Origin of the sequence: Ruegeria lacuscaerulensis (assembly GCF_013031245.1) — a bacterium.
GTDB lineage: Bacteria > Pseudomonadota > Alphaproteobacteria > Rhodobacterales > Rhodobacteraceae > Ruegeria > Ruegeria lacuscaerulensis_C.
In genome coordinates this window covers 114,499-140,538 of sequence record NZ_WPZL01000008.1, presented here as the reverse complement: position 1 = coordinate 140,538, position 26,040 = coordinate 114,499, and the positions used below count along the sequence as shown (strand labels likewise).

Genomic DNA, 26,040 nt, shown 5'->3' with positions numbered 1-26,040 from the left:
TGTTGGTCAGCGGTCACGCATTCATCCAAGGCAGCTTGTCGAGATCGACATTGCCCCCGGTAATGATCAGACCGACACGCTTGCCTTTGAAAGCGTCCGGGTTCTTCAGGATCGTGGCCAGCGGTACGGCCGAGGATGGCTCCATCACGATCCGCAGGTGCTTCCACGTCAGTTTCATCGCATCGATGATCTCTTGTTCCGAGGCGGTGTAGATCTCGGATACGTGGTTTGACACGAAGTGCCAGGTGAGGTCCTTCAGCGGGACCAGCAGTCCGTCGGCAATCGTCTTTGGGGCATCATCGGCGATGATGTGGCCAGCCTTGAAGCTTCGATAAGCATCGTCGGCCTGTTCGGGTTCTGCCGCGATGATCGCAGTTTCAGGAGCCAGAGTAGACAATGTCAGGCAGGTGCCTGATACCATGCCGCCACCTCCGATTGGGGCGACAACCGCGTCCAGACCATCGGTCTGTTCTATGAACTCGCGCGAACACGTTCCCTGTCCGGCGATCACCCGCGGATCGTTATAGGGGTGGACAAAATCCCCGCCCGTGGCCGCCTGAACTTCGGCAAACGTCGCCTCGCGAGACGAAGTTGAGGGCTCACATTCGGTAATCTTGCCACCATAGCGACGAACAGTATCTTTCTTCGCCTGCGGCGCTGTGCGTGGCATAACCACGTTACACGGGATGCCCCGCTTCATCGCCGCATAAGACAGGCAAGATGCGTGGTTGCCCGAAGAATGGGTCGCAACGCCTTTTTGTGCCTGCTCCTCATCAAGGCCGAACACCGCATTGGTGGCGCCCCGCACCTTGAAGGCGCCTGGTTCCTGAAAGTTCTCACACTTGAAGAACAGTTGCGCCCCGGTCAATTCATTGAGGTAGTCCGACGTACGGACCGGGGTGCGACGGATATAGGGCTCGATCCGATCATGAGCCGCGAGCATGTCCTCATAGGTAGGGATGTACATGTTACAATCCTTCATCATGCAGCGTCCTTCTGAGCTGCCGCCGGATGACCGCGATAGTATTCCTGTGCTGCGGCCACGCCGGAACCAAGTTCGATGTTCAGGCCCAGATCGGCCATGCACATTTCAGCGGTGGCAATCCCGGACAGAGCCATGACATCCGTCAAGCTTCCCAGATGTCCGATGCGGAATACCTTGCCGGCGACTTCACCAAGGCCGACGCCAAAGGCAACACCGTATTTGTCGGCAGCGTGGGTAACGATGTCAGTCGCGTTGAAGCCGTTCGGCGTGCGGATCGCGCTCACGGTGTCAGAATACACCGACGGGTTGGCTGCGCAAAGCTCCAGCCCCCAAGCGCCTACGGCGGCGCGGACACCTTCTGCAATGCGGTGATGCCGGGCAAAGACGTTTTCCAGACCTTCACTCAGCAGCATATCACAGGCCTGGTTGAGGCCGTTCATCAAGCCAACTGCGGGCGTGTAGGGATAGGCGTTGTTTGCGTAGCCCTTGGCCATGTCATGCACATCGAAAAAGGTGCGGGGCAGGGTGCCGGTCTTGGTTGCGTCCATCGCCTTTTGGCTAAAGCCGACAATGGCAAGACCCGCTGTCAGCATGAACCCTTTTTGCGATCCCGTGACGGCGACATCGACGCCCCATTCGTCAAAGCGGAAGTCCATGGACGCGATAGATGAAACGCCATCAACGAACAGCATAGCCGGATGCCCGGCGGCGTTCAGCGCTTTGCGCACGGCAGCAATATCCGACTTCACGCCCGTTGCCGTTTCATTGTGCGTAGCAAGAACAACCTTGATTTCGTGGTTCGTGTCAGCAGTCAGAATCTCTTCGTAGCGATCGGCAGGCAGGCCTTCGCCCCAGGGGGTTTCGACAACCTCGACATTCAACTCATGGCGCTGGCACATGTCGATCCAACGATGGCTGAACATGCCGTTGCGGGCGGCCAAAACCTTGTCGCCAGCCGACAGGGTGTTGGTCAAAGCGGTTTCCCAGCCGCCGGTCCCGGTTGAGGGGAAGATGAAGACCTCGGCGCTGTCGCTTTTGAGAACTTTGCGTACGCCTTCACGCGCAGGGTGCAGAATCTGCCCAAACAGCGGCGAGCGATGGTCGATCGTCGGCATATCGCAGGCCTTGCGCAGGCTTTCAGGGATATTGGTCGGGCCCGGGATGAAAACGGGGTTTTGAAAGCTCATGGATGGTCTCCTTCCGTCGTTGACCACACAATAAGATCCAGCCGTTCAACCTGATACATTTTTGTAAATGTCTTTCAAAACGCATAGATGGTGATTTAATTTATAGTTGTCAGTGGCTTATATTTTTCATATGGTGAATTCCTCTTTCACAAATGATCAAAGGGTTTTTATGGATTCTCAAGATAATGGCTCCGGATCCCGCCGAAAAGCCCGGGGAAGACCAAGGGGATGGGATGATAAGACAGCACAGAACACGATCAAATCCCTCGATCGGGCGATGGAAGTCTTTGAGTATTTGAGCGAAGCGCAAGGCAAGGCACTGACCACGCTATCCGAAGAAATGAGCCAATCCCCGGCCACCGTGTACCGCATCCTTGTGACACTGGAAGGCAGGGGGCTTGTTGAGTTCGATCACGATGAACAGGTCTGGCATATCGGTCCCCGCGCATTCGTTATTGGATCACGTTTTCTGCGCCGAACCAGCCTTGTAGACCGGGCCAGACCGGTTATGCGCAAACTGATGGAAGCCACGGGCGAGACGGCCAACCTGGGCATCGAGAAAGAAGGATCTGTGCTTTTCCTGAGCCAGGTGGAAACGCATGCGACTATTCGTGCGTTCTTTCCGCCCGGTACGCTGTCGCCAATGCATGCATCGGGTATCGGAAAAGCGCTGCTGGCTCACATGGACGAAGACAGGTTGGACCGGCTGTTGGCCGCCGTGGAATTACAGGCCTTCACGGATCGGTCGATTACCGATCCGGAGGCGCTGAAAGAGGACCTCGCAACCGTCAGAGCGCAGGGATTCTCAGTGGATAACGAAGAGAAGAACGCGGGCATGCGGTGCATTGCAGCGCCGGTCTTCGACATCAACCGGGAGGCGGTCGCCGGAATCTCGGTCTCCGGGCCCACCAGTCGGGTCAGCGTGGCCGAAATCGAACGACTAAGCCGCCCCGTCATGGAGGCGGCTCATCAACTAACTCTGGCCATCGGCGGATCCGTTACTCCGCTGCTGTCCTGAGGCGATGGTGCTGCGGGTAGGCGGCCGGTCCTGGTCGCAGCGCCATATGACGGTTCACATCTTTATAGAGCAAGTACCGGAATTTACCCGGACCACCTGCATAGCAAGCCTGGGGGCAGAACGCGCGTAACCACATGTAATCGCCTGCCTCCACTTCGACCCAGTCATTGTTCAATCGGTAGACCGCCTTTCCTTCCAGTACATAGAGACCGTGCTCCATCACATGGGTTTCAAGGAAAGGGATGACGGCGCCAGGCTCGAAGGTCACCACCGTGACATGCATGTCGTGACGCAAATCGTTAGGGTCGACAAATCGCGTTGTGGCCCACTTACCTTCAGTGCCGGGCATCGGCGTCGGCGCGATGTCGTTTTCGTTCAGGATCAAAACATCGGGGGTATCCAGCCCCTCGACCGCTTCGTAAGCTTTTCGAATCCAATGGAACCGCAGGATTTCATCCCCTTGATTGCGCAGGGTCCAGTCACTTGCGGGCGGCAAATAGGCGTATCCACCAGGTGTCAATTGATAGGTATTGCCGTCGACGTTTAACGTTGCGGTTCCCTCGACAACGAACAAAACTCCCTCGGCCTCGGGGTCGGTCTCTGGCCGGTCAGAGCCGCCGCCGGCTTCGACTTCCATAATGTATTGCGAGAAGGTCTCGGCAAAGCCGCTCAGCGGACGAGAAATTACCCACAAGCGCGTATTTTCCCAGAACGGTAGAAAACTGGTCACAATATCTCGCATCGTGCCCTTGGGGATCACGGCATAAGCGTCCGTAAAAACAGCGCGGTCAGTCAACAGTTGGTCCTGCCCGGGAAGTCCCCCGTGCGGCGCGAAATACTTGGTGCTCATGTAAGCTCCTGAAGAAATACCGTGTGCCACGAAATATGCGCCGGACAGAAAGTGTGGACCACCCGCAAAAATGCGACAGCTCTATTCGAAAAGTTTTGAAAAATCGGAATTTTCCAAACGAGTTGGTTAATTGGTTATGTCGCGATTTTTCGTCCATTGACGCACTCAGGATGAGAAAGTGGGTGACATACGGTTCCATCAAGTTGCAGGCCAGCTCATGGTCTCTTTAAAGCGCGCGAAATATCCGAAGGATGTCATCCTGTTTGTGGTGTTCGTCCAATTTCCATGCGGCGTTTTGCGCCGGGACCCGGAAGAGATCTGGCGAAACTCATAATCCGAACGAAATACCGTCGACCGCCAGCCCATCATTTGTCGGTGAACTGGCCGACGATTGGCTTGTGTTTTGTTGATTTTCAAATGGCTACAGAAAAGGCTGGCATTATCCGCGAGGTCACCTTTGAAATTGCATTAAACCAAGGTCGGCTATGTATTGCGACCGGCCTCTAACACCTGTTGCACGGAACCGTAACTCCGTGCCCGATCTGCAAGTTCTCTGAGCAATACCAAGCCCCGCTTTCGCCCAGAGTTTACAAAGGCGATGGGCATGGATTCAAATCCAATGGTTTACGTTGTTGGCCTCTAGGCCATACACTTAACCAAATTCGTTGCTTCCATTGTGCGACCTGAGCCAGACAAGGCCATTTCGACCCAGTATGAAAAAAAAGTAATTATGGCTGTACAAACAAACACAAGTTCTAGCGTGCAAAAGGACGATTCTCAAAACAGGTCGGCGCCTAAGAAACTCGGCCTGTTTGCCATGACACTGCTGGTTGTGAGCGCCATGTTCGGCGGCGGTGTGTTCAATATTCCGCAAAACATGGCCGAGCAGGCAGCACTTGGCGCCATTTTGATCGCTTGGTTGATCAGCGGTTTGGGCATTTTCTTCGTAGCCCGCAGCTTTCAGGTTCTGGCAGATATCCATCCCGAAATGACTTCGGGTATCTATATGTATGCCCGCGCTGGATTTGGCAGGTTGGCGGGATTCCTGATCGCCTGGGGATACTGGCTATCGGTCGCATTCGGCAATGTCAGTTATGCCGTTTTGCTGATGGACGCTCTGAATTATTTCTTCCCACCTTATTTCGAGGATGGGAATACCTGGCAGGCGACGCTTGGATCTTCTCTGATAGTTTGGGGCCTGTGTTTTCTTGTGATGCGCGGTGTCAAAGGCGCTTCGCTTTTGAACAGCATCGGAACCGTGGCCAAATTCGTACCTGTTGCCGCGTTCTTGGCAGTCGTCGTTTATTTCTCGTTGGGTAAAGGGCTAATTTTATCGGATTTTTGGGGAAACGCCGCTGACCAGCAGCATCCGGACAAGCCCTTGGGCAGCCTTCTGGACCAGATCAAAAGCACGATGCTGGTGACATTGTGGATGTATATTGGCATAGAATGCGCCGTCGTGATGTCAGACCGATCTGATGCCAAGACCGTCAGCAGGGCAACTATACTGGGTTATTTCATTGTAACCGTCATCTTTGTTTTGATATCCGTTGTGCCGTTTGGCGTAATGTCGCAGAGCCAGCTTGCGGCAATGGCACCACCTTCAACCGCCGGTATCATGATGTCGCTAGTCGGGTACTGGGGAGAGGTCTTTGTCAATGTCGGCGTTATCGTCGCCCTGCTCAGTTCCTGGCTGGTCTGGACGTTGCTTGTTGCGCAGCTGCCCTGGGTTTGCGCGAAGGACGGAACCTTTCCAAAGTTTTTTGCCAAAACCAACCAGGCAGGTATTGCATCTAATTCGCTGATCATTTCGACCGCGATCATGCAAGCTGCTATCGTGCTTGTCTATTTTGCTGACAATGCGTGGAGCCTGATGCTGTCAATCACCGGAGTGGTGATCTTGCCAGCCTATTTGGGGTCTGCTGTCTTTCTCTGGAAAGTCATCTGGACGGGTAGCTATCCCAGTACTGCCAAACTCGGAAAAAACACCGCTTTCGTCACAAGCCTTCTTGCGACGGGTTTCGGTCTGTGGCTGGTCTATGCCGCCGGCATCCAGTTCATGTTGGCCGCGGCCGTCATATATGCCGCCGGTTTGCCCGTGTTTTATTGGGCTCGCCGGGCGGCAACGGATTCAGAAGCCGCATTTTCGAAGACCGAAGGCTTGGTCGCGTCAGGTCTGCTTCTTCTGGCAGGCGTCGCGGTCTGGATGTTGTTTGACGGACGCTTGCCTTCGGTATTTTCAGGTTGAGATATCGGCTTTACCTGCGAGGTCCGACGGTCGCAATCCGCTGATTAACCAGAATGTTTGTGCTGTTCAGTCCCGGATCCTGCCCATGCAGGTCGAAGTCAATATCGACGCCCGGCTGGAACACCAAACAGTGTGTTGAGCCACCAAAGTGGAACATCCCAATCTCATCGCCCTTCCGGACATGCTGGCCTTCGTAAACCGTTACATCGCAGGTCGACACTTCGGCCATCCCGATGGCAACAAAACACATCAGGCCGATGTCCGGGTTGTCAGCCTCGATGAAGATCAGAGCACGAGTCGCCACCTCGGCAATATACCCCTGCGACTCATTTGGGCCCGCCGGGTCCAATCCTTCTGGCAAGATTTCGGAATAGTAGGTTCCATCAATCCGCCGGGTCTTAACGACCCGGCCTGAAACAGGTGCGTGCCAGCGATGATAGCTGAGCGCGCTCAGGAACGCCTGATAGACCGTAGCTCCGTCAAACCGGTCCGCATACGGGTCGTTGTCCAGCATGAACTGCAACGCATAGCGTTGTGCCTTGATCCAGAACTGATCGCGCAGCTTTACACCCCGAGCGACACGGTAAGGGGCAGATTCACACGCGTTCACGACAATAGCGTCATCCTCGGGCGCGGCGATTGGTCGAACGCCTTCACGGAACCGGCGTGTGAAGAAATCATCCCACGATTTGAAGCCGTAATGAGGCAACGACGGATCGCAAATGAAATCTTCCGCGAATGTGGGCATTGCTTTTTTCGCGTCTGCGCCGAACCACCCTGATTTGGGATCGTCACTCAGAACCAATGTGCTTTCTGGCGATTGCAGGAATACCGCCCATTCATTCAACATATCACGCAAATGCGTGTCGACTTTCTCGTCCAGAAATCCGGCCCAGCCGCCAACATTTGCCATCGACCAGTCCAGGATTGCGTTGAACGGAAATCCGACCAGGCCGCTTTCATTGAATTCCGGTGCGTGCGTCATGATCGTATTGAAGAGCCTGAGCATGTGCTCATAATCGCGAATTTGTGGCTTGCCGGATGGCGAGGTCTTCTTGCTTTCCGGAACCTCCTGAAACATCTGCGAAAAGAACATATAAGCTTTAGCATCTGTTTCGATCAGGTTCTTGAGTCTTTGTACGGATGGTAAGAGGGGGCCGGTGTCTTCTTCGGCTTTTGCTGCAATCTTTGCAGACCAGGCGTCCAGCACGTCTTGATCCGAAGGCAACCATTTGCCGACTTTGTAGTGAACATTCACAGAAGTATCTTTTGAAGTCATATCAATAACCTTTTCTGGCAACTGTGCAGTCAACGCCCACACTGAGTATCATACATATTCTAAGCGTCGCAGGTTATTACTAGCACCTATAATCGACTTATTCTCGATTGGTGTAAGGTGAGAGCTAGCAGTACAGGCCCCAAGCAACCCTCATTTATAAAACTAACCTATACTGCCCCTTTGGCGCTGAGGTTGGGTAAGATCAACAATTTGAAACTGGCAGATGTAAAATAGCGTTTGGTCAAAATATCCACCGAAGTAAACTTCAAGAAACCTGGTTTAAGCCAAAGTCAGCAATTCCCAATCAGGGTCCATGGTTTGCGCCTGATTTCACGATGCGGACCGAATTGCCAATTATGGTCATCCTGAAATCAAGCTAGTCTTAAAGGCCTCGTGAACTGGGTTTACGTTTGTTAGCCATCCTTTCTCAAGCACAGCACACGAGAGGCATCTGGGCTATTGGCTTTCCGTGCCATGGCCGAATTCTTTGTAGAAACGGAAATCCGTGGCAGACTTGGCGGATTAATTCAAAAGGAGTTGCCCGGATGGCCCTGTTCTTTTCCCGTCGCACCTATAATGCTTCAAAAAAGAAATTTACCATAAAGCCCGCCGCAAAAACGCGATATGTCAATATCACTCAAACCAGTTCGGGCGGGCAGGTCCGAAAGGGAAGCATTGTCAAAAAGTCCAAGTGGCTTGATCTGGTGCGCCAGCAAGGCGGCGACAAAGAAGTGCTGATCTACGTTCACGGGTTTAACACAACTCAAAAAGGCATGCTGGACCGGCTGGGAAAGATCGAGGCTGGCGTCAGGTCCAATGGTTTCAAGGGCGCCGTAGTGGCCTTTGACTGGCCAAGCGACGGATCCGTGCATGCCTATGATCGCGATCGTTCAGACGCCAAAGCCGTCGCTCCACATCTGGTAGGTGACGGCATGTTGCCTCTGCTGGCTATGTCCCCGCGTCCAAAGATTCACATCATCGCGCATTCCATGGGGGCATTGGTTGTATTGCGCGCCTTTTCCGATTTTGGGGATTCCGCTGGGCCAGGAAACAACTGGGGTGCGGATCAGGTCATGTTCGCCTCGGCCGATGTGGACTCAGCCTGGCTTGAGAAAGGGGCATGGGGTGGTTTGGTTCTCAAGAAACGTAGCAAACGTTTCACGAATTACTACAGCGGGCGGGACAAGGTTTTGGCACTGTCTGGCGGGCTGATAAATGGCGGTCGCGATCGCGCGGGTCATGCCGGAATGCCAGATCTCACGACAAAAGGTCATTGGGACATTTATTGCAACGAGCAATACAAGCGCGACGTTCCCAAACCTAAGCGGTCCAGAATTTACTCGCACCGTTGGTGGTTCGACAATGACGGTTTTTACAGGGATCTCGCACTGACGATTGATGGCAAAGGCGCAAAGACAATGCCAACCCGAAAAAAGACGACCGGAAAGGACTTGGCTTTGCTGACCTGACCGGAAGTAAACGGTCTCTGTGCAAAGCTCACAAAAATACTTGCGCGGACTGAGGTTTTTTCAGGTCGCCAATGTTCACTATTCGCATCATGGCTTTGTTTCAATATTCCAACGGGCTTTGCGCCAAAATCACCGGAGCCTCGCGCCGCTGGCAAGTGCCGTTGCCACATTTCCCGGTGTGATTGCCTCTGTGTCGGAAACGACAGCCTGCAACGCGGTTTGAGGTGACACGATGAAAGTCTGGAATGTGTCTGCTTATGAGTTCGATTGCGATGGTCCTGATGCGGCAAGCAGTTTGGGAATTCTCCAGATCACCGGTATCGACACAAGGGCTGCGACCACCATGTAATAGACCGGAGCGTAGTCATCTCCGGTACGATCTACCAGATAGGTCGCAATCATTGCAGTCGTGCCACCAAAGATCGCCATACACAAATTATACCCGAGCGCGACGGTGCTGACCCGCTGATGAGGCGGAGCTATCGACGTCAGAACGGTGACCGACAATGCCCAGGCTACACCGTTGATGGGTGCAAGCCCCAGTTGACCAAGATAGACTTGCAACAGCGATTTCTGGTGCATCAAACCCCAGAGCGGCGCGGCAAAAAACACTGACGCAAGGGCGGCTGCAAGAAACAGGGTCCTGAGCCCGTATTTGTTCAACGATCAGAACGCCGGAGGCTGTGTATTCTCCGGCAACGGCTATGCCCTGCAGAATGCGGACTGCAACAAGCAGAATTGCCGCTGAAATCCCGATCTGGTCAAAGTTTGGCAGGCAGGCAATCGTCAGAGATCCCCGCCCATGATCAGCACCGACAGGATCAGGGCCGGTTTCCGTCCCAATCGGTCGTCGATATGGCCAAACACAATACTGCCTAACGCTCTGGCCGCGTAGCCAATTGCCAGCACCGCAAAGGCCGAACGTGTCGCTGCGACCGGATCGTCCGAAGGAAAGAACACTTGACCAATGATCGGAGCAAGAAATCCATAAACAGTAAAATCATACCATTCGAGCGTATTGCCGCTTGTTGCAGCCACGACGGAACGCGGTGAAAGTTTCCCTGTTCTCACGTGCCTAAACCCTCTGATAAATGAGAGTGATGCTTGCGCAGAGCGGGGCGGTTAACAAGACGCTTTCCAGCAGATTGAAACCCGAACAGTTTCGCCTGTTTTTTATAACACACGGCTCGCTATCGGGAGGTTGCCCAACAGAACAGGCCTTAGGGCCGGGTGCCGGGATGCTCAAAAAAGGCACAGAGATGGCAAAGTGTGCCAATTTTTCAACGATCCTTTTGGTCAATTCAAGAAGGTTCAAATTTGCCAATACAGCTATGTAACGTTAGCTTATCTGCATTGATCTGAGCGGATTTTGGCTATTGTTATGAACATTTCTCGCCTTTCGCTGTTACTTGTCGTTGTCATTGATGTGATGGGCTACGGGCTTATTCTGCCCATTTTCAACACGATACTGCTTGACCCGGATCAGTCGTTTCTTCCGCACGATACCAGCGCCGAAATGAGGCAGTTCAAATACGGGCTGGTGATTGCAGTTTTCTTTCTGTTCTATTTTTTGGGGGCGGCATTCATCGCTAAGATGTCAGATTACATCGGACGCAAGCGCGGCATCCTAATTTGCCTCACCGGGGCTTTGATCGGATATGCCCTGACATTGGTTTCGCTTTACGCATCAAGCTTTCTGTTGCTGGTTCTGGGTCGGGCTATTTCGGGATTTACCACTGCCAATCAACCCATAGCGCAGGCCGCGCTGATCGACATCAGTAACGACGATCAGGAAAAATCAAAGAATCTGGGGCTGATTGTGGCCGCATCTGCGTTGGGGTTGCTGGGCGGTCCGCTGATCTCAGGTATATTGAGCGATAAGGCGCTGCTAGGTTCCCTCGCTTCGCCGCAGTTACCGTTTTACGCGGCGGTCGGGCTGATACTCATCAATATGGCATTGATCATGGGTTTCTTTTTTGAACCCGATTTCAAACGCAAAAAAATCGACGTCCACCTCACCGATGTCTTTACCAATCTATGGCGTGTTCGGGAAAACCCGACTGTTCTGAGGTTGGCTCTGGTCCTACTCTTTGCATTGATGGGTCTGAATGCCTTTTTCTTCTTTCTCGATACATACATGCTGATCGAGTTCAAATTCGACACGTTGCAAAACAGTCTGGCATTGACTGTTTTTGGCGGAGCGATGGCCTTTGGCAGCGGTGTCCTTACTGCGCCTCTGCACGAGCGCTTTGACAAGATACGTTTGCTCTACGTAACCATCGCCGGGATGGGAGCGGGCATTCTGGCTTTCATTCTCAATCCGATTGCCAGCCTGTCTTATGTCATCATTATTCCGATCACCATTTGTTTTGCGATCATGTATCCGACGATGCTGGCGTTGTTTTCCGGTAGCGTCGGGCCGACGGAACAAGGATGGGTGATGGGGTTGACTGTAGCCGTCTACGCGTTGGGAAGCGGATCAATTACCGCCGTTGGCGGCACGTCGATGCACATTGACACCCGGATGCCGTTTTTTCTGGCGATTGGATGCTGTCTCATCGCGATCGGATTTATGTTAATTCTGTTTCAGACACCGGCCATTCGTAAACTGGGCAAAGTGCCTAAGCACTAAATTCACGGATGCTTCCGTGTCCGTCCTGATCAGGTTCAGCCAGAAAAGGAGAGTCTTCCGACGAGTAACTGAAAAGCCAAAGGCCGATCCACCGTCGGCTTTCTTAGCCTGTATGGCGCGTGTCGCTGGGCAGGCCGGAAAAATTCAGGAGACGCTAATGCCTTACTACATAAATCATTTCACATGTTCAGCCGCCGCCTGGCCAAAGGATCGCGACGGCGAGATTGCCGCCTGGACCGACATGGTTGGTGATGCAAGCGAGCTGGTAGAAGGGGAAAGCCCAGTCAAGTTTACCGGATGGATAAGCAACACCGAAGGCTACGTGCTGCTTGAGGCGGCATCCAAGGCCGAGGTCATCGGGATATGCGCACAGTTCTGGCCCCTGTTCCACAATGATATCATGGAAATTGTTCCAACCGCCGAAGCTGGGCCCGCAATTCTTGCCGGCGCGAAGAGAGGCTGGGAAAGAAGGCGCTAGTTCAAATCAGCTTGGCCGATGGGTCAGTACACCCGGTTCAATCCAACATGCACTGAACGGGGCAGATTCATTCGGCGGGAGAATAAACGAGACAATTGAGATCGATGCTCGGGCCGCTTTTTTCGGCAGTCCGAAAATCGACAAGCGCGACAGCGGGTTATTGCGGGTTCATCGTCGCAAAGGCTTATGGCCGGTACTACGAACGCCCATTCGTCTTTATTGCAGTATATAGGGAATTCGTAGATAAATAGACGGTATAACAAGAAAGTCGTAGAAAAATATCATTGACTTGAATGTTTGCGGTGATGTTATGGCAGAAATGGGCTGAAACAGTAATGCCGCAGGATTGACGCTCACCAACTTGGGTTCCACTGCCAAGGTTGATGATCTGATCCCGGTGTTACAGGCTTGATATGTTCTGGAGTGACAAAAGTGAATGCACAGCAATGGCTTGACACTTATCTGGAGGGCTGGCGGACCGGGGACGCAGAGAAAAGCCTGAGCGCCACTGTCCCGGATTTCTTCTATGACGATCCGGCGACCGGACGAATCTGCCGTGATAAGTTTGTTCAATTTGTCGAGGATTTTAAAGCCGCCGGTGCGGAATTGGCCGGAGGGCAAGTGCCTTCACCCTTTCTGCAGTATTCGGACATCACCGTCAGCGCTGCGAATCCCGCAACTGCGTGGTGCTGGTGGCGTGTGACCGGAACCAATTTTCAGGGCGCGGCCATCATCCGGTTTGGAGACGCCGGCGTCATATCGGAACGTATTGCGTATTTCACGACCGATCCGGTCGCGACCCCAATTCCCGATCAGGTCAAAAAGGAGGGCTGAGCTTGGCCAAGATCACCTATATTGAGCATACAGGAGCTGCGCATGTCGTTGATGTTACCAACGGCTTGACCTTGATGGAGGGCGCGCGCGACAACAACTTGCCAGGAATCGAAGCAGATTGTGGCGGCGCCTGTGCGTGTTCGACCTGTCACGTCTATGTCGATACTGACTGGGTAGAGAAACTGCCCGCCATCGATAGCATGGAAGAGGACATGCTGGATTTTGCTTGGGAGCCCGACCCCGCGCGCTCCCGTCTGACCTGCCAGATCACTGTCTCCGATGCATTGGAAGGGCTTGTGGTGCATCTGCCTGAGAAACAGATCTAATCCGGGTTGAGTAAAAGATGGGGCAGATCGGCTGGTTTCTGACATTCGATCTGCCGCAACACCGGCGTTAATTCGGCCAATAGAATGTCAATGGAGTGATCCACCATTTTGCGGGCGCTTAGACGGCGACATAGAAGGATCCGTCAGATATCTGAGATCGACCTGCATGGTCTTTGCCTCTCCGGAAAACCGGCAGTGGTGGTCCGGGGTCAGATCTCACGACCCAACAGGTTGGATTCGAATGGGAATTTCGACAGAAGCTCATAACCGTCCTCGGTTATCAGCACCTGTTCTTCCAGCTTGACGCCCTCGGCACCGCCGACTTCGCCCACATAGCTTTCCATGCACATCGTCATGCCGGGTTCCAGCGTCCCGTCATAAATCAGCGCCTCATCCTGCGGATAGTAGATGCAGGGCCATTCGTCAGACATCCCTATTCCGTGGGCCATCACGGCGTAATGCTGATCCTGAAACTGTTCGGGCTGCCTGAAACCTTTCTCGGTCACTTCACGGAAAGACATCCCCGGCTTCATCAGGTCCAGGTTGTGCTGAATTTCCTCATAAGCGCGGGAGTAGAGTTCACGCTGGTAATCGCTGGGGAGCCCCGACCCACAGAACAAAGTGCGCGAGACGTCGGCGGAATACCCGAACGGGCCGACCATGTCGGTGTCGAACGCCACCAGCTCACCCGGTCGGATTATGCGTCCCGAGGCCTCCTGCAGCCATGGATTGGTGCGGTCGCCCGCCGCCAGCAAGCGCCCTTCGATCCAGTCGCCACCTGCCTCGACATTGGCTTTCCACAGGTGCGACCAAAGCTCGATCTCGGAGAGGCCTGGGCGCAGAGCTTCGCGCATGCGCCACATGCCGTCTTCGGCAACGGCAATGGCATAGTTCATGCACAGGATTTCCTCGATGGACTTGATGGCGCGCGCCGGCTCGACCACCTTGTGTGCGTGCACCACATCCAACCCCTTGTCGGCAAACAGGGCAGCCACCTGCGGTACAGGGCTTTCGACACCCAGACGTGTGCTGCCACCGCCATGGTGTTGCATCAGGGCGGAGATCTGATTGACCCAGCGATATATCATCTCATCCATGCGGTGACCGGCGAACATATAGCTGATCTGGATCGCCTCATCGCCCAGTTCGTCGATGGTTTCCAATCCGCGGGCGATTTTCTTGCCGGTTTCGCCATCGAAGTAGACCGTTGGGCCTTCGGCGGGCACAAACAGGTAGCTCAGCGGAATATGGCTCTGCATGATGCCTGCGTCACGCATTCCGGTGGCGTAGCGGATCGAATAAACCGAAGTCAGGACGCAGCCGCCCATATCCTGACGTTTCATTTCGTTGCGCAGCCTTTGCAACCGATAGGCGCGCATTTTGGTCAGGTCGATCATTTCCAACGTGTCGGTCATGCCGACAACGGGCGTGATACGGGCGGCCTGTGCCAGCGTCATATCAGCATACCGCACTGGTCTCAGACCTTTACAAAGACGCGCCCATTTTCGACGCGGGTCTCATAGCTGCAAAGATCGGTAACCGCCGGGGCGCTCAGCGCCTTTCCCGTGCGGACACAGAACCGGCCCTGATGCAGCGGGCATTCGATCACGCCGTCCATCACCAGCCCGTCGCCCAAAGGTTCGTCCTCATGCGAGCACATCCCGTCCGTTGCAAAGAACCCTTGGGGCGTGTTGTAGATCGCGACGAACCGTCCCCCCAGATCGAGCGTTATCAGGTCCTCGTCATCGACGTCATCCGTCGCACAAGCGTCAAGCCATTGCTGTGTCATTGGTCTCTCCCGCTGGAGTGTCCGGGAATGCCTGGCGAATTTTGTCTGACCGGTCATCATGCCCAAGCGAGCGCCGGACAGTGATCTTCAGAACTTCCCAATGGGTGTTCAAAAAACCCGCATCAGGTTTGGGCAACTGATCGGTCAACGCTTCACTCAGTTTCGGTAGCGCGTGGAAGGGCACCGTTGGGTAAAGGTGATGCTCGATATGGTTGTTCATGTTGAAATACAGGAACTGGAAAAACCAGTTGGTGCGGAACGAGCGTGTGGATTGGACTATATTCGGTTGGTTTTCCGCCATTTCCACGTGCTGCATCAGTATGAAAGCGTTCATGATCGGCCCTCCGAGCACACGCGGGATTACGATCAGCCACAGGGGCCACAGCCAGCCGAACCAGATGCTGATCGCCGCAAAACCCAAGTAGATCGCCACGCAGATTTGCGTATTGCGCTGCATCCGAGGCAGTTCGCTTTCAGGTGTGACGCGCTTTACGTCGTCCGAGAAAACGCCCAATGAGTGCGACACGAACATTTTCGTCTGGTGGCAGTACAGTCCGAGCCCGAGGATTTCCTCGACCCAGCCCGAAAAGGTCAACGGGATCGGGGCAAAGGGCATCTGGTTGTCTTCGCCTTCGATCCACGTATGGGTGTGGTGGCTGGCGTGGGAATAGCGGCGATGCAACGGTTCCTCGTAATAAAGCAGGGAGGTGAGCCAAAAGACGGCCTCATTCAGCCAGCGTGTGCGAAAGGCCGTGCCATGGGCGCATTCATGAGACAGTGCATAGGCTGGTACCGCGAAAATGCCGGAATAGATCAGCAGGGTCGGGACCATCCACCATGTGCCCACGGACAGCATGACCAGCGTGGCGCAGAAAGCCAGCAAGCCAAGCCAGCTGCCCAGATAGATCAACCCCGGCCGATCGCTACGGCGCATCAGTGCCTTCAGCGCCTTTTTGTCCAGGTGGATATTGGATGTCTTTGCATTGGTAATCATAGAAACACCCTCCAATCCCGTGGCCCGGCCGCTATTGCAGCCATGCGTCTTTTTCGTCGATTTCGATGATGGTGGGGCCGTCCGCCTGTAACGCAAACTCCAGCGCTTCGCGCAGTTCTTCCGCGCTCTGCGGGCGGCGGCCATGGGCCCCGAATGCCTCGGCGATTTTCTTGAATTCAGGGTTGTAGATGGTGCATCCGATAGTGGGCAGACCTTTGCTGTCCATGTATTCCCGGATTTCCTGATAGCCATCATTTGACCAGACGATGATGGGCATGGATAGCTTTTGTTCAACCGCGGCGGCCAGTTCCTCGCACGTCATCTGGAATGACCCGTCCCCGGTGATGCAGGCCACCGGTTTGTCGCCCGCGCCGACCTTCATGCCTATAGCGACAGGAACGCCAAACCCCATCGCGGCATAGCCGTTGGGAAAATGGAACAGGTTCGGGTGACTCATCGGATAGTGATAGAGCCCCGTGTAGCATACCTGTGAAGCATCAGCGCTAATGATCGTGTTTTCTGGCAGGACGTCGTGGATGATCTCCAGTGCCTTTTTGTGCTTGGGGGATTCCTTGCACAAATCGCCACTGAATTTGCCCCGCGTCTCGGCCACCAGATCGGCGGCGGGCTGGTCGTGCTGCGGACTGTTGTGGTTCTCAAGCGCCTTCAGAATCGCCGAAACCGCCAGTTTGGAGTCACTCAGCAAAGCGGCGGCGGGTTTTGAGTAATGCATGATCTGACCGGGATCGATATCGATACGGATCAGCTTACCGTCAATCGGGTAGTCTTCGGTGAAGTATCGGTCAGGCTCGGCGAATTCGGTGCCGATTGCCAGCACCGCGCCTGCTTCCCGCAGCAGGTCGCGCACCGGATCGAAGGCCTGGCTAAACCCAAGGCACAAGGGGTGATCTTCGGGGATCACGCCCTTCCCAGCACATGAGTTGATGACCGGCGCGTCCAGCCGCTCGGCCAGTTCCAGCACCTCTTTTGAGGCCGGGATAGCGCCGCCTCCCACTACGATCATGGTGGAATTACTTTCCGACAGCATCCCTGCGATCTTTTCGACCTCGTTGGGATCCGGCCCGGGTTTGGGGGCGGGCGGCCAGGCTTCGATGTCGAAACTGACCGGTCCTGCCAGAACGTCCTGCGGGATCTGAATGCAGACCGGGCGCGGGCGCTGTCCCGAGAAAACGGCAAAGGCGCGGGCCAGAATCTCGGGCAGGTTGCGCGCGTCCAGCAATGTATGGGTGAACGCCGTCACCTGATCCAGAATATCGGACTGGGATCGCAACTCATGCATACGCCCGCCATTCATGCCAAGCTCGTGCACATTGTTCATGGTGGTGAAAATCAGCATCGGGATCGAGTTGGAATACGCCTCGCCGATGGCCGTTGTCCCATTTGTCACGCCCGCGCCAGTGACCAGAAAGCAAACACCGGGTTTACCGGTCGCGGCGGCATGGCCATAGGCCCCGTAGGCCGAGCCCTGCTCGTGCCGGGGAGTGACCTGACGTATGCCCATCTTGTCGAAATTGCGGTAGAACTCGACCGTGTGATAGCCGGGAATGCCGAATGCGGTGTCAACTCCGTAGGCTTTGAGCAGATGCAGAAGGCCTTCGCCGCAGGTCATGGTTGAGGTATCAAGATCTCTCATGGCTGTTTCATCCCTTCGACGACAAAATGGTCCGGGCGCCCGGAATTGGCATAAGTGATCACGTTCCTGATCGCGCGCGAGCGGCCCTCTTCATCGGCCTCGACAGAATAGTAGGCGGCATGCGGCGACACGACGGTGCGCGGATGATGCAGCAGGGGGTCATTCGGGTCGGGGGGTTCGACCTCGAACACATCCAGACCAGCCCCGCCGATCTGGCCGCTGTCCAGCGCGGCCAACAGGGCGTCCGGGTCGATCAGCGCCCCGCGCGAGGCGTTGACGATAAAGCTGCCGCGCGGCATTCGGCCCAGAAGATCTGCATTCACGATATGTCTGGTTTCCGCGGTCAGCGGCGAATGCAGCGACACAATATTGGCCTGTTCAAACAGCGCCTCTTTGGTCTCGACCCGTTCGATCCAGTCCGGGAAGGCCTCGGCGGGCATATAGGGGTCATAGGCGATCACCTTGCCGAAACTGGGCGCCGCGCTGCGCGCGGCCTGTTGACCGATGCGACCACAGCCCAGCAGGCCAAAGGTCATGTCGTGGGTGCGGTGCAATACGCCGGGTTCTTCGTAGTCCCAGCGCTTTTCACGTACCGACCTGTCGTAAAACGGCAAGTGCCGGACCAGCGACAGCGCCATAGCGGCAGCATGCACACCGACCTCAGACACCCAGGCGTCGGGGATGTGGGCTATCCAGATGCCGTGGCGTTTGGCGGCCTCGGTGTCGATGGCGTCGACCCCCACCAGCGGCACGCTGACGATTTTCAGGTCGGGCAGGGCAGAGAACACGGCCTCGCCCATCGGAGCGTAAAGCGACACGATGGCATCTGCACCTGTCGACTTGACGAAGTCGATGACTTCTTGCTCGGTCGTGCAATGCGGATCGGCGACGGCCATGTCGAACCCGGCTTCGTTCAGAAGCAAAGTTTCCAGATCAAGATCGGGCTGAACAAAATCGGTGAATGCGACTTTCAAACCTGGGTCTCCTTGCTGAGCCTTGGGACGTGTCGAGGCAGACTGGGCTGCTCGTTTTGATATTAAAGGTGCTTGGGATGCATCTTTTCAAACGACTTATTCAGGGCCAAGGTACGACGAATTGGAATGGCAATGTTGAGGCAGGGAAATGACACTGCGCGCCTGTCTCAGAATGCTGCACGCCCAGTATTGCCGGAGACATGGCGAGTGTGTGTAATTCGATCTGACTGGAGTAACCGAGGTGTTAGATTGCTGGTCTGGTCGAACAGACCAGCAGAAAGGGCGCATTGATTGCGCCCTTTGTTATGAAGGTTCGCAGGTGCGACGGATCTTCATTGATCCACAATGGCCGAGCGACAGCCGCGCCCTGTTAGGTGCTCCCGGTCGATTGGATTAAGAGCCGGTTTGCTGGTCGGGGAACGCCATCTGGCAAGTAACTGATCAGCTCCCGACCTCATGATTGGCCAGCCGCTCCAACGCTTTGACCATACCGGAATGATCGTCCTGTGCCCCGCCGTTGGCGGAACAGGAGTTAAACAATTCCTGCGCGGTTGCTGTATTGGGAAGAGATACACCAATAGCCCGCGCCGAGGACAACGCCAGATTGAGGTCCTTCTGATGCAGTTCGATGCGGAAGCCCGGGTCCATCGTGCGTTTGATCATCCGCTCCCCATGCACTTCGAGAATTTTCGAAGACGCAAAGCCGCCCATCAGCGCCTCACGCACGGTCGCCGGATCGCAGCCGGCTTTGGATGCAAAGACCAACGCTTCGGCCACAGCTTCGATGTTTAGGGCAACGATGATCTGATTGGCGATCTTGCAGGTTTGGCCCGCGCCGTTGTGTTCTCCGATCAAAGTGATGTTCTTGCCCATCAGGTCGAACAGTGGCCTGGCGCGGTCGAATGCTGCCTGCGGCCCGCCGCACATGATGGTCAGGCTGGCTGCCTTGGCCCCGACCTCTCCGCCGGATACCGGAGCATCCACATACAGACCGCCTTTTTCATTGACAGACCGCGCCAGCGCTTCGGTCGCAATCGGGCTGATCGACGACATGTCGATGACCAGCGAACCCTCATGCACATTCACAAGAACGCCGGATTCACCTGTTATTACCCGTTCCACATCCGGTGTATCGGGGACCATGATTATCACGGTGTCACAATGAGCAGCAACCTCGGCAGGGCTGCCAACCACCTGTACGGGTTTGCCGTCCAGCGCGTCGGGCAAGGCCGAGCGGTTGAGGCAGGTGAAAATGGCGTGGCCTGCATCTGCCAGATGCCCGGCCATCGGGGCTCCCATAACGCCCAGTCCGATAAAGCCTATGTTCATGGCACTCTCCTCAATAGCCCAGTTTGGGATCGATGGGGTTCAGCAAGGGTTTGCCGGCAAGGAACAGTTCCATGTTCTGAAAGAACAACCCCAGCGTCAACGGGATATAAGCGTCGCCGTCGTCGGCCGAGACGTGAGGCGTGATAATAAGGTTCTTCGTGTTCCAGAGTCGCGAGTCCGCAGCGATGGGTTCGGGTTCGAATACATCCAGAATGGCTCCGCCCAGGCTGCCTTCGTCCAGCTTGTCGCACAGGGCATCGTAATCCATGACCGCTTCGCGCCCGATATTGATGATGCCTGCCGAGGGTTTCATCAGGTCCAGCCGTCGCCGATCCAGCAATCCGCGCGTTTCCGGCGTGTCAGGGGTGGCGATCAGCAGATAATCCGCCAGCGGCAGAACCTCGTCCAGCTGCGCGGTCGGCACACAACGATCGCAGCCTTCGACATCCCGCCCTGACCGGTTGACGCCGATGACATTGACGCCCAGAGGCTTGATCATTTTCGCGCCCGAACCACCCAGTGACCCGGTGCCCAGCACAACGACGGTTTTGCCCGCGATGGGCGAGCAATAGAGCGATTCATAGTGCGCATTGCGCTGGTTGGTGACGATGGCGGGCATATGCGAATGCAACATCAGGATTGCCATCAGCCCGAATTCTCCGGCTTTGGCGGCATGCACACCTTTGTTATTAGTTAGGGTGACACTATCAGGCAGCCAATCCATCGGCAGCATGTGTTCGACGCCGGCACCGATGCAGTGAATCCATTTCAGATTGGGCGCAACTTTCGCCAAATCCTCGGTTGGCAGGTTCCAGGTCAGCAGGACCTCGGCCTCTGCCATCGAGCTTTGCCAGTTATCCGTATCCCAGTCGATGAACGGGTTTAACTTGCCGACTACATCAGGATGCCGCGCCTGTGCGGTGGCAAATCGTTCGCCGGTGATGGTGAACACCTCTTCGCCCTCCGGCGTGTTTGGAAACGATCCTTCGGCCCAACGGTTGTTTTTGACGTGAACTTTCACAGCCATGGTGGGTTCCTTGCGTAGAGTTGACCAAAAAAACCCTCCGCGATCCGGTTTGAGAAACCGGCGCGGAGGAAGTCGGGGAATTCATCAGATTCCGTTGGTTTCCATTTCCTTGAGGCGTTTGATGATTTCCGGGTCGCGGTCCTCGTCGCACCAATCCTCATGCTCGAACTGCATTTCCATCACCGTTTCACCGATTTTCAGCAGGTATGCGCTGTCGTCCTGACCATCGATTGGCGGCAGATGCAGTACGGTATCCTGACCATAGGTGCGCACGGATTGCGCGCCGTGCCGCAGCGGTTGGGGCGGCTCGATACCATCGTTTTCCAGATCCCGGATCGCCTTGCGAACGCGACGACGATAGAGCGAAATACCCCGGTCCGTCGGCATCAGGTTTTCACCTTTATGGGTCGAGATCGGCCCCATCCCTTCTACCGCCTCCGAGTCGGCAGGGTAGCGCTGTTTTTCTTCCGGCGTCCGATCAAGCACCTCGCCCTGTTCGATCATCTCATGACCTTCCTTGGTGTTGTACTCATGCGGGTCCCAGCGGTCGCCAAAGTTGGCCCAGGCGTAGACAATTGTGTTCTCGTCATCGACGGGCACCACCCAGCGGGTAAAGCACGAACGCCCGAAATAGCGCGGTTCGGTTCCGTCGGCGGCATAGGCCGACCCGGCCTGCGTGAAGTTCGGCAGGATCAGCTCATTCAGCCGGACCCAGGCATTCTCTCCGATGCGCCGGGTCGAGGTGCCGAGGAAATGGTTTTCGTTCCGCTCGTAGAATTTCAACTCACCCGACGCCATCATGCCTTCTGAAAACTGCGGGTGACTGTTCTGGCTATGCAGGAACGTCGTATGGGTCGGATCCATGATCGCGTCCTGCACCTGAATCCAGTTGCAGGTGTATGGCGCCTTGTACGGTGCGCTGGTCATTCCCTCATGCTCGAACGCGTCATAGATCGGAAAGTCCGGCTGTTTTTCGGGTGGACCCATATAGGCGAAGATAAGGCCGCGATATTCGATCACAGGATAAGCGCCCAGGCGGGTGCGTTCTTTGACCATCTCGACGGCGCGGGCGGTCTGGTCTTCGGCCGGGGCCTCCAGAATTTCGCCGTCCGGCGCGAACAACCAGCCGTGGTAACAGCAGCGGATGCCCCGGTCTTCACATTTGCCATATTCAAGCGAGGCGCGCCGGTGCGGGCAGTATTTGTGAACCAGTCCAATCTGTTGCTTGTCTTCGCCATAGCGGAACAGAACCAGTTCTTCACCAAGGATGGTGATGGCCTTGGGCAGATCGCCAAGGTCTTCGGTGATATGAACCGGGTGCCAGAACCGGCGCAAATATTCTCCGGCGGGCGTACCGGCGCCGACGCGCGCTATCTCTTCGTCGATCTCTGCTGGTTGCGATTGGTTATAGCCCTGGAAATTTCCGGCAAATACCTTGATTTGCGGTTTTTCTGCTGCGGATGACATGATTGGCTTCCTTCTGGTAAGTCGGGCGCTTGATTTCATCGAACTGCAGTTCTGCGAGTTGATTATTTCCGAGCTTTGATTGCGAAAAGCTTTGCGTCAATGATAATTTTTTCTGCCATAGTTGCGAAATTCGTAGTAAAATACGAAATGCGCACTCAATCAGGAAGATCTCATGACAGACGAAATTCGCAAAAAAACATCCTCGGACCAGGCCACCGGTGCGGGTGCCCGCCAAAGGGACGCGGCATCACTGAACGACAGACTTAATCAGGAAATTGTTCGGAGTCTTCAAAAGGATGGCCGAACGCCGTTCGCTGAAATCGCCCAGCAACTTAACGTTTCAGAAGGGACGATCCGAAATCGTGTGAACGCCATGAAATCCAGCGGAAGTCTTCGGATCATCGCTGTGACAGATTCCGGGGTCTCCGAATACCGGACCGAGGCGATGGTCGGCATCCGCATCGCGGCGGGGCACCGGCCGGAGGACGTGGCCGCGCGCCTCTCTGCGATTGAGGAAATTGTTTACGTTGTGTGGGTCAGCGGCAATTACGACCTGCTTATCGAAATAGTTACGGATGACCGCCCGACCTTTCTCAGCATGTTGTCCGAGCATGTTTATGGAAGGGAAGATATTGGCGCGGCCGAGGTCATGACCGGCCTGATGAATTTCAAAAATCAGTTCCTGCTGAAAAGCAACTGGGGGTAACGGGCAGCCAAGGGAAATGCGAAGGACGTTGGCTGATTGAGCATTAAGATGCGAAATTCGTAAAACGGTCGCAAAAAAATCTCAGAAAATTTACTGCAATGGCAAAACAGTTGCGTAAAACAGAATTACGATCTTATCATGCTCAGATAGACCACTCGAATCGGACGCGCCACGCTGTCGAATGTCCTCACGCCGAAAGGAATGGACATGGACTTAGAAGCCAAGTCGAAACCATCCGGGGATCTGGGTACATGTGCCGATTGCGGGGCAACTGAGAATCCGCGGCCGCTTGGGTCGGAGCTGCGCGCGCAACCGCAGGCTTCGCATTTTGTTGACGGAACATATGTCGAGGATAAGGCAGGAGCACAAATCGAATGCATCTATCCGGCGACCGGTGAACGGATCGCTTTGCTGCATTCCGCGACTCCGGACATCATTTCGCGCGCGGTGGCAAGCGCGAAGCGGGCGCAGGTGGAATGGGAACGCACTTTGCCTGCTGAACGGGGGCGCATCCTTCGAAGGGCCGCGGAGATCATGCGCGAACGGAATCATGACCTGTCCGTTCTTGAGACGCTTGATACCGGCAAACCCTATCAGGAAACGATTGTTGCGGACGCCCTGTCTGGGGCCGAAGCGTTCGAGTTCTACGGCGGATTGGCCAGCACCCTCTCGGGAGAGTGCATTCCGCAGGGCGAGTCGTTCATTTACACAAAGCGCGTCGCGCTGGGTGTTTGCCTTGGCATCGGTGCCTGGAATTATCCGACCCAGATCGCTTGCTACAAGGGCGCTGCGGCCTTGGCCTGCGGTAATTCGGTTATCTTCAAACCCTCCGAGGTCACGCCGCTCTGCGCGTTGAAAATCGCGGAAATTCTGGCCGAGGCAGGTCTGCCAAAAGGGCTTTACAATGTAGTCCAGGGGTATGGCGACGTTGGGGCGGCCCTGGTTTCGCACCCGGAAATCGAAAAAGTCTCGCTGACCGGTTCGGTCGCGACCGGGTCCAAGGTCATGTCCGCCGCCGGGGCTGGGATAAAGCATGTGACCATGGAGCTTGGGGGCAAGTCCCCTTTGATCATATTCGAGGACGCGGATCTGGACGCCGCGGTCAGTGGCGCAATCCTCGGAAACTTCTACTCGGCAGGACAGATTTGTTCCAACGGTACGCGCGTCTTTGTGCAGCAGTCGATCCGGGGTGACTTTGAACGTAAACTCCTCGAGCGGACCCGGAAAATCCGAATGGGAGATCCGTTGGACCCTGATACTCAGATGGGGTCGCTGATCTCGGCTGATCATATGCAGAAGGTGCTGGGTCATATTGAAACCGGACACACGGATGGCGCCCGGCTTATGTGCGGAGGAAAACAGGCGACCGTGCCCGGGGGCGAACGCGGTTGCTATGTGGAAGCGACGATTTTCTCAGATGTTACCGACGATATGCGGATTGCGCGCGAAGAGATTTTCGGACCGGTATTGTCGATTCTCGAATTCACGGATGAAGAAGAGGTGATCCGGCGCGCCAACGACACGGAATTCGGATTGGCCGCCGGAGTATTCACCCGCGACCTGACGCGCGCGCACCGGGTAATCGACCGGCTTCAGGCAGGAACGTGCTGGATCAATACTTATAACGCGATGCCGGTCGAAATGCCGTTTGGCGGCTTCAAGCAGTCCGGCGTCGGCAAGGAAAACTCCAGAGCCGCGCTGGATCACTACAGCCAGATCAAATCCGTCTACGTGGAAATGGGAGGAGTTGAATCACCCTACTAAATACCTGATGCCGCCGGGAAAAAGAGCTGTGCGGAAACAAACCTCAGTGCATTCCCGTCCACTGGCATTGTTCCGAAAAAGACGCAGAAAACTGCGCGTCGGACGGGCAGGCGTATCCGGTAGCGGATCGTTTGTCAGACCAGTCTTTCCAACAGTAAGGAGAACCAAAAATGAAAACCAAGATTCTGAGTACCGTCATTTCCGCTGCTTTGGCTGTGACGGCCAGCAGCGCGCTGGCCGGGCCGCTTGAAGATCGGATTGCAGCGGGCGAACCGATCCGTCTGGGATTTGCCGCAGCTGCCCCCTGGGCTCACCCGGGCGAAAACGGTGAGCCGCTGGGATTTGTGAACCAAATCACCCTGGATCTGCTTGAGAAGATGGGTCACACAAATATTGAACCCGTGGTGACGGATTGGGCGGGCCTGATCCCAAGCCTGATCGCAGGCCGCGTGGATGTGATAACCGGCGGCATGTATATCCTTGGATCGCGGTGCGAGAATATCGATTTTTCCGAGCCGATCGGGCAGTTCGGTAACGCCTTCATTGTGCCTGATGGCAATCCTGAGGGTCTGCAGACCTATGAAGACATCAAGAATGCCGGGGTGACGATGGCTGCTGTTGCCGGGTATGTGAACGTTGAAGAGGCGCTGAAGGTCGGCATCCCCGAAAGCAATATCATGCAACTGCCTGGCACCACAGAAGTGTTGGCGGCGGTAAAGGCTGGCCGTGCTTCGATCGGGGCGATGACAGCGGTCGAAGCCTATGATCTTGCGGACAAGACCGACGGGATTGAGGCAACGGATACAAATGCTCTGCCGCAATGGACCTTCAACTGGGTCGCCGTCGGGTTCCACCCCGAAGACGATAAATTCCGCGATGAGTTCAATGCCGCAATGCCCGGGTACCTTGGGTCTGACGAAATGTTGGCGGCAGTCGAACAGTGGGACTACTTCCCGGACAATGTGCCCGGCGATGACGCCTCGATGGAATGGGCCTGCGCTAATCGCTGACGCGCGACCGCGCTTCAAAC

The 26,040-nt window shown here is 55.5% G+C and carries 24 protein-coding genes; 10 read left to right on the top strand and 14 right to left on the bottom strand.

From position 1 onward, the window contains the following. Positions 1–13 precede the first annotated feature (13 nt). Together bhcB and bhcA are read right to left on the bottom strand one after the other, a co-directional pair. Positions 14–982 carry a beta-hydroxyaspartate dehydratase BhcB gene (bhcB, locus tag GOX66_RS12545; RefSeq protein WP_170763111.1) on the bottom strand — a complete coding sequence of 323 codons (969 nt, stop codon included), beginning with the start codon at positions 980–982 and terminating at the stop codon, positions 14–16. Further along, positions 982–2,172 (bottom strand): L-aspartate--glyoxylate aminotransferase BhcA, encoded by a 1,191-nt coding sequence (gene bhcA, locus GOX66_RS12540; RefSeq protein ID WP_170763079.1) that lies wholly within the window; start codon positions 2,170–2,172, stop codon positions 982–984. The genes bhcB and bhcA overlap by 1 nt, the downstream gene beginning before the upstream one ends. 169 nt (positions 2,173–2,341) lie before the next feature. On the opposite strand from bhcA, the gene bhcR reads away from it, so the two are divergent. Next, complete coding sequence (gene bhcR, locus GOX66_RS12535) at positions 2,342–3,190, top strand: HTH-type transcriptional regulator BhcR (protein WP_170763078.1); 849 nt, start codon at positions 2,342–2,344, stop codon at positions 3,188–3,190. On the opposite strand, the gene GOX66_RS12530 is transcribed toward bhcR, so the two are convergent. Continuing rightward, positions 3,171–4,040: a bifunctional allantoicase/(S)-ureidoglycine aminohydrolase gene (locus GOX66_RS12530; RefSeq protein ID WP_170763077.1), complete on the bottom strand. Its 870-nt coding sequence runs from the start codon at positions 4,038–4,040 to the stop codon at positions 3,171–3,173. The two genes, bhcR and GOX66_RS12530, sit on opposite strands and share 20 nt — an antisense overlap. A 730-nt stretch (positions 4,041–4,770) precedes the next feature. On the opposite strand from GOX66_RS12530, the gene GOX66_RS12525 reads away from it, so the two are divergent. Next, positions 4,771–6,288 (top strand): basic amino acid/polyamine antiporter, encoded by a 1,518-nt coding sequence (locus GOX66_RS12525; RefSeq protein WP_170763076.1) that lies wholly within the window; start codon positions 4,771–4,773, stop codon positions 6,286–6,288. A 10-nt stretch (positions 6,289–6,298) separates the two neighbouring features. Here GOX66_RS12525 and GOX66_RS12520 read toward each other — a convergent pair whose 3' ends face one another. After that, positions 6,299–7,567, bottom strand: coding sequence for a phosphatidylserine decarboxylase family protein (locus tag GOX66_RS12520; RefSeq protein ID WP_170763075.1), 1,269 nt, complete (start codon positions 7,565–7,567; stop codon positions 6,299–6,301). A 545-nt stretch (positions 7,568–8,112) separates the two neighbouring features. Here GOX66_RS12520 and GOX66_RS12515 point away from each other — a divergent pair. Next, the gene (locus GOX66_RS12515) at positions 8,113–9,036 is read left to right on the top strand and encodes an alpha/beta hydrolase (protein ID WP_170763074.1); all 924 of its coding nucleotides are present in this window, start codon (positions 8,113–8,115) and stop codon (positions 9,034–9,036) included. Between the two features lie 255 nt (positions 9,037–9,291). Here GOX66_RS12515 and GOX66_RS25630 read toward each other — a convergent pair whose 3' ends face one another. Next, on the bottom strand, positions 9,292–9,699 hold the full coding sequence (locus GOX66_RS25630) for an MFS transporter (RefSeq protein ID WP_214652636.1): 408 nt from the start codon (positions 9,697–9,699) through the stop codon (positions 9,292–9,294). A 123-nt stretch (positions 9,700–9,822) separates the two neighbouring features. Further along, positions 9,823–10,107, bottom strand: a complete 285-nt coding sequence (locus GOX66_RS25625) for an MFS transporter (protein ID WP_214652633.1) — start codon at positions 10,105–10,107, stop codon at positions 9,823–9,825. 310 nt (positions 10,108–10,417) lie between these two features. Here GOX66_RS25625 and GOX66_RS12505 point away from each other — a divergent pair, with 310 nt between their 5' ends. The 4 genes from GOX66_RS12505 to GOX66_RS12490 all read left to right on the top strand — a co-directional run bounded on the left by GOX66_RS12505 (position 10,418) and on the right by GOX66_RS12490 (position 13,306). Beyond that, positions 10,418–11,668 (top strand): MFS transporter, encoded by a 1,251-nt coding sequence (locus tag GOX66_RS12505; RefSeq protein ID WP_170763073.1) that lies wholly within the window; start codon positions 10,418–10,420, stop codon positions 11,666–11,668. 16 nt (positions 11,669–11,684) lie between these two features. Next, a complete protein-coding gene (locus tag GOX66_RS12500) occupies positions 11,685–12,146 on the top strand; it encodes a hypothetical protein (protein WP_170763072.1) in 462 nt (153 codons plus the stop codon). A gap of 432 nt (positions 12,147–12,578) precedes the next feature. Beyond that, positions 12,579–12,980 (top strand): hypothetical protein, encoded by a 402-nt coding sequence (locus GOX66_RS12495; protein WP_170763071.1) that lies wholly within the window; start codon positions 12,579–12,581, stop codon positions 12,978–12,980. A gap of 2 nt (positions 12,981–12,982) precedes the next feature. Further along, a complete protein-coding gene (locus tag GOX66_RS12490; protein ID WP_170763070.1) occupies positions 12,983–13,306 on the top strand; it encodes a 2Fe-2S iron-sulfur cluster-binding protein in 324 nt (107 codons plus the stop codon). A gap of 209 nt (positions 13,307–13,515) precedes the next feature. Here GOX66_RS12490 and GOX66_RS12485 read toward each other — a convergent pair whose 3' ends face one another. From GOX66_RS12485 to GOX66_RS12450, 8 genes are all read right to left on the bottom strand, one after another. After that, the gene (locus GOX66_RS12485; protein WP_170763069.1) at positions 13,516–14,778 is read right to left on the bottom strand and encodes a M24 family metallopeptidase; all 1,263 of its coding nucleotides are present in this window, start codon (positions 14,776–14,778) and stop codon (positions 13,516–13,518) included. Between the two features lie 5 nt (positions 14,779–14,783). Next, positions 14,784–15,095, bottom strand: coding sequence for a non-heme iron oxygenase ferredoxin subunit (locus GOX66_RS12480; protein WP_170763068.1), 312 nt, complete (start codon positions 15,093–15,095; stop codon positions 14,784–14,786). Then, on the bottom strand, positions 15,076–16,089 hold the full coding sequence (locus GOX66_RS12475) for a fatty acid desaturase (RefSeq protein ID WP_170763067.1): 1,014 nt from the start codon (positions 16,087–16,089) through the stop codon (positions 15,076–15,078). Before GOX66_RS12475 ends, GOX66_RS12480 begins: the two co-directional genes overlap by 20 nt. A 31-nt stretch (positions 16,090–16,120) precedes the next feature. Then, positions 16,121–17,743, bottom strand: coding sequence for a 5-guanidino-2-oxopentanoate decarboxylase (locus GOX66_RS12470; protein WP_170763066.1), 1,623 nt, complete (start codon positions 17,741–17,743; stop codon positions 16,121–16,123). Then, positions 17,740–18,717: a C-terminal binding protein gene (locus tag GOX66_RS12465; protein WP_170763065.1), complete on the bottom strand. Its 978-nt coding sequence runs from the start codon at positions 18,715–18,717 to the stop codon at positions 17,740–17,742. The genes GOX66_RS12470 and GOX66_RS12465 overlap by 4 nt, the downstream gene beginning before the upstream one ends. Before the next feature lie 441 nt (positions 18,718–19,158). Beyond that, positions 19,159–20,046, bottom strand: a complete 888-nt coding sequence (locus tag GOX66_RS12460) for a 2-hydroxy-3-oxopropionate reductase (RefSeq protein ID WP_170763064.1) — start codon at positions 20,044–20,046, stop codon at positions 19,159–19,161. 10 nt (positions 20,047–20,056) lie between these two features. Then, entirely contained in the window at positions 20,057–21,073 is a 1,017-nt protein-coding gene (locus GOX66_RS12455; RefSeq protein WP_170763063.1) for a D-2-hydroxyacid dehydrogenase, read from the bottom strand. 84 nt (positions 21,074–21,157) lie between these two features. After that, the gene (locus tag GOX66_RS12450; protein WP_170763062.1) at positions 21,158–22,540 is read right to left on the bottom strand and encodes an aromatic ring-hydroxylating oxygenase subunit alpha; all 1,383 of its coding nucleotides are present in this window, start codon (positions 22,538–22,540) and stop codon (positions 21,158–21,160) included. Between the two features lie 172 nt (positions 22,541–22,712). Here GOX66_RS12450 and GOX66_RS12445 point away from each other — a divergent pair, with 172 nt between their 5' ends. The 3 genes from GOX66_RS12445 (at position 22,713) to GOX66_RS12435 (ending at position 26,020) form a co-directional block, all read left to right on the top strand. Next, complete coding sequence (locus GOX66_RS12445; protein ID WP_170763061.1) at positions 22,713–23,246, top strand: Lrp/AsnC family transcriptional regulator; 534 nt, start codon at positions 22,713–22,715, stop codon at positions 23,244–23,246. A 300-nt stretch (positions 23,247–23,546) separates the two neighbouring features. After that, positions 23,547–25,010: a betaine-aldehyde dehydrogenase gene (gene betB / locus GOX66_RS12440; RefSeq protein ID WP_237212580.1), complete on the top strand. Its 1,464-nt coding sequence runs from the start codon at positions 23,547–23,549 to the stop codon at positions 25,008–25,010. A gap of 170 nt (positions 25,011–25,180) precedes the next feature. After that, on the top strand, positions 25,181–26,020 hold the full coding sequence (locus GOX66_RS12435; RefSeq protein WP_170763059.1) for a transporter substrate-binding domain-containing protein: 840 nt from the start codon (positions 25,181–25,183) through the stop codon (positions 26,018–26,020). Positions 26,021–26,040: the final 20 nt, after the last annotated feature.

Bases quoted from the DNA above. Each gene is read 5' to 3' on its own strand.
- GOX66_RS12475 (WP_170763067.1), bottom strand. From the start codon at position 16,089: ATGATTACCAATGCAAAGACATCCAATATCCACCTGGACAAAAAGGCG.
- GOX66_RS12525 (WP_170763076.1), top strand. From the start codon at position 4,771: ATGGCTGTACAAACAAACACAAGTTCTAGCGTGCAAAAGGACGATTCT.
- GOX66_RS12505 (WP_170763073.1), top strand. From the start codon at position 10,418: ATGAACATTTCTCGCCTTTCGCTGTTACTTGTCGTTGTCATTGATGTG.
- GOX66_RS12450 (WP_170763062.1), bottom strand. From the start codon at position 22,540: ATGTCATCCGCAGCAGAAAAACCGCAAATCAAGGTATTTGCCGGAAAT.
- GOX66_RS12530 (WP_170763077.1), bottom strand. From the start codon at position 4,040: ATGAGCACCAAGTATTTCGCGCCGCACGGGGGACTTCCCGGGCAGGAC.
- GOX66_RS12480 (WP_170763068.1), bottom strand. From the start codon at position 15,095: ATGACACAGCAATGGCTTGACGCTTGTGCGACGGATGACGTCGATGAC.
- GOX66_RS12515 (WP_170763074.1), top strand. From the start codon at position 8,113: ATGGCCCTGTTCTTTTCCCGTCGCACCTATAATGCTTCAAAAAAGAAA.
- GOX66_RS12455 (WP_170763063.1), bottom strand. From the start codon at position 21,073: ATGGCTGTGAAAGTTCACGTCAAAAACAACCGTTGGGCCGAAGGATCG.
- GOX66_RS12435 (WP_170763059.1), top strand. From the start codon at position 25,181: ATGAAAACCAAGATTCTGAGTACCGTCATTTCCGCTGCTTTGGCTGTG.
- bhcA (WP_170763079.1), bottom strand. From the start codon at position 2,172: ATGAGCTTTCAAAACCCCGTTTTCATCCCGGGCCCGACCAATATCCCT.
- GOX66_RS12445 (WP_170763061.1), top strand. From the start codon at position 22,713: ATGACAGACGAAATTCGCAAAAAAACATCCTCGGACCAGGCCACCGGT.
- GOX66_RS12460 (WP_170763064.1), bottom strand. From the start codon at position 20,046: ATGAACATAGGCTTTATCGGACTGGGCGTTATGGGAGCCCCGATGGCC.
- bhcR (WP_170763078.1), top strand. From the start codon at position 2,342: ATGGATTCTCAAGATAATGGCTCCGGATCCCGCCGAAAAGCCCGGGGA.
- GOX66_RS12520 (WP_170763075.1), bottom strand. From the start codon at position 7,567: ATGACTTCAAAAGATACTTCTGTGAATGTTCACTACAAAGTCGGCAAA.
- bhcB (WP_170763111.1), bottom strand. From the start codon at position 982: ATGAAGGATTGTAACATGTACATCCCTACCTATGAGGACATGCTCGCG.
- GOX66_RS12470 (WP_170763066.1), bottom strand. From the start codon at position 17,743: ATGAGAGATCTTGATACCTCAACCATGACCTGCGGCGAAGGCCTTCTG.